This window comes from Escherichia albertii NBRC 107761 = DSM 17582, from assembly GCF_000759775.1.
GTDB classification, from domain to species: Bacteria; Pseudomonadota; Gammaproteobacteria; order Enterobacterales; family Enterobacteriaceae; genus Escherichia; species Escherichia albertii.
The window spans coordinates 1-2,423 of sequence record NZ_BBMY01000211.1; the positions used below are offsets into that span (position 1 = coordinate 1).

Annotated in this window: 3 protein-coding genes and 1 pseudogene; 3 read left to right on the forward strand and 1 reads right to left on the reverse strand. The window is 51.9% G+C overall.

The annotated features are described in order from the left end of the window. The 3 genes and pseudogenes from EA14781_RS22050 to bcsG all read left to right on the forward strand — a co-directional run. Positions 1 to 353: pseudogene (locus EA14781_RS22050) on the forward strand (BcsE family c-di-GMP-binding protein); the annotation flags it as partial. Further along, positions 350 to 541 (forward strand): cellulose biosynthesis protein BcsF, encoded by a 192-nt coding sequence (bcsF, locus tag EA14781_RS22055; protein WP_000988304.1) that lies wholly within the window; start codon positions 350 to 352, stop codon positions 539 to 541. The pseudogene EA14781_RS22050 and the gene bcsF, both read left to right, overlap by 4 nt. After that, positions 538 to 2,217 (forward strand): cellulose biosynthesis protein BcsG, encoded by a 1,680-nt coding sequence (bcsG, locus tag EA14781_RS22060; protein WP_000191548.1) that lies wholly within the window; start codon positions 538 to 540, stop codon positions 2,215 to 2,217. Before bcsF ends, bcsG begins: the two co-directional genes overlap by 4 nt. A gap of 85 nt (positions 2,218 to 2,302) precedes the next feature. On the opposite strand, the gene EA14781_RS22065 is transcribed toward bcsG, so the two are convergent. Further along, the gene (locus EA14781_RS22065; protein ID WP_010330952.1) at positions 2,303 to 2,410 is read right to left on the reverse strand and encodes a type I toxin-antitoxin system toxin Ldr family protein; all 108 of its coding nucleotides are present in this window, start codon (positions 2,408 to 2,410) and stop codon (positions 2,303 to 2,305) included. Positions 2,411 to 2,423 lie beyond the last annotated feature (13 nt).

Sequence of the window (2,423 nt, forward strand, 5' to 3'; positions counted from 1 at the left end):
CCCTGACGCTGTGCCGTCCAAATCGCACAGGCGATATTATGACGATTGGCGGCAATCGGCTGGTGCTATTCCTCTCGTTCTGCCGGATTAACGATCTGGATACCGCGTTGAATCATATTTTCCCACTACCTACCGGTGACATTTTCTCTAACCGTATGGTCTGGTTTGAAGATGATCAAATCAGCGCTGAACTGGTACAAATGCGTTTACTGGCCCCGGAACAATGGGGCATACCGCTGCCTTTAACACAGAGTTCCACCCCAGTAATCAATGCCGAGCACGACGGTCGCAACTGGCGACGCAAACCGGAACCTCTGCGGCTATTAGGTGATGCAGTGGAGCATTCATCATGATGACTATCAGCGATATCATTGAAATTATTATCGTTTGTGCGCTGATATTTTTCCCTCTGGGCTATCTGGCGCGACACTCAATGCGACGTATTCGTGACACTCTACGTCTGTTATTTGCTAAACCTCGTTATGTTAAACCGGTCGGTACGTTACGCCGCGCGAAAAAAGCCAGGGCAACCCAAAAATGACTCAATTTACCCCAAATACCGCCATGCCTTCTTCCCTGTGGCAATACTGGCGCGGACTTTCTGGCTGGAACTTCTATTTTCTGGTCAAGTTCGGCCTGTTGTGGGCGGGATATCTGAACTTCCATCCGCTGCTTAATCTGGTGTTTGCTGCATTTCTGCTGATGCCGATTCCACGCTACAACCTGCATCGCTTGCGCCACTGGATAGCCCTACCGATCGGCTTTGCCTTGTTCTGGCATGACACATGGCTGCCCGGCCCGGAAAGCATAATGAGTCAGGGATCGCAGGTAGCGGGTTTCAGCGCTGATTATTTAATCGACCTTATCACTCGCTTTATTAACTGGCAGATGATCGGCGCCGTTTTTGTACTGTTTGTGGCCTGGTTATTTCTGTCGCAGTGGATTCGCGTCACCATTTTTGTGGTCGCTATTCTGGTGTGGCTAAACGTACTTACCCTGGCGGGACCAAGTTTCTCTCTGTGGCCTGCAGGTCAACCCACCACCACAGTGACGACGACAGGGGGTAACGCAGCAGCAACTATCGCAGCCGCAGGCGGCACGCCGGTGGTCGGTGATATTCCTGCACAAACCGCCCCACCGACAACCGCGAACCTCAATGCCTGGCTGAGTAATTTCTATAACGCCGAAGCGAAACGCAAGACGCCTTTCCCGTCTACGCTTCCGGCTGACGCCCAGCCATTTGAGCTTCTGGTTATTAACATTTGCTCTCTCTCCTGGTCAGATATTGAAACTGCCGGGCTGATGTCGCATCCGTTATGGTCGCATTTCGATATTGAGTTTAAAAACTTCAACTCTGCAACCTCGTACAGTGGTCCGGCAGCAATTCGTTTGCTGCGCGCCAGTTGTGGTCAGACATCGCATACCAATCTGTATCAACCGGCAAACAATGACTGTTACCTATTTGATAACCTTTCAAAACTTGGCTTCACCCAGCATTTGATGCTGGGGCATAACGGCCAGTTCGGCGGCTTTCTGAAAGAAGTCCGCGAAAACGGTGGTATGCAGGCGGAATTGATGGATCAAACCCATCTTCCGGTTATTCTGCTGGGCTTTGATGGTTCGCCAGTCTATGACGATGCCGCCGTACTCAACCGCTGGCTGGACGTCACCGAAAAAGATAAAAACACTCGCAGCGCCACGTTCTACAACACGCTTCCACTGCATGACGGCAACCATTATCCGGGCGTCAGCAAAACCGCAGATTACAAAGCGCGGGCGCAGAAGTTCTTTGATGAACTGGATGCGTTCTTTACCGAGCTGGAAAAATCTGGCCGTAAAGTGATGGTCGTCGTAGTGCCAGAGCACGGCGGCGCGCTGAAAGGCGACAGAATGCAGGTGTCTGGTCTGCGCGATATTCCGAGCCCATCAATTACTGACGTTCCCGTTGGCGTGAAATTCTTCGGTATGAAGTCACCGCATCAAGGCGCGCCGATTGTCATCGATCAACCCAGCAGTTTCCTGGCAATCTCCGAACTGGTAGTTCGCGTTCTCGATGGCAAGATTTTTACTGAAGATAATGTCGACTGGAAAAAACTCACCAGTGGATTACCGCAGACAGCACCAGTATCCGAAAACTCAAATGCGGTAGTCATCCAATACCAGAACAAGCCCTATGTTCGTTTAAATGGCGGCGACTGGGTGCCTTATCCGCAGTAAGAGCGAAAAAGGCCGCAGAATTTACCTCTGCGGCCTGGTCCGGGCGCATATTGCCATTACGGCAGCCTGACGCCCGCGTGACACATTACTTCCGCTGATTCAGCCAGTTCACGATCAGGCTGGCGAGAATGCCAGCAATGACCGGAGCCGCTAAATCGTGCCAGAAGGCCATGCCTAACTGCGCGAGCGTCATATAGCCGCCTGTG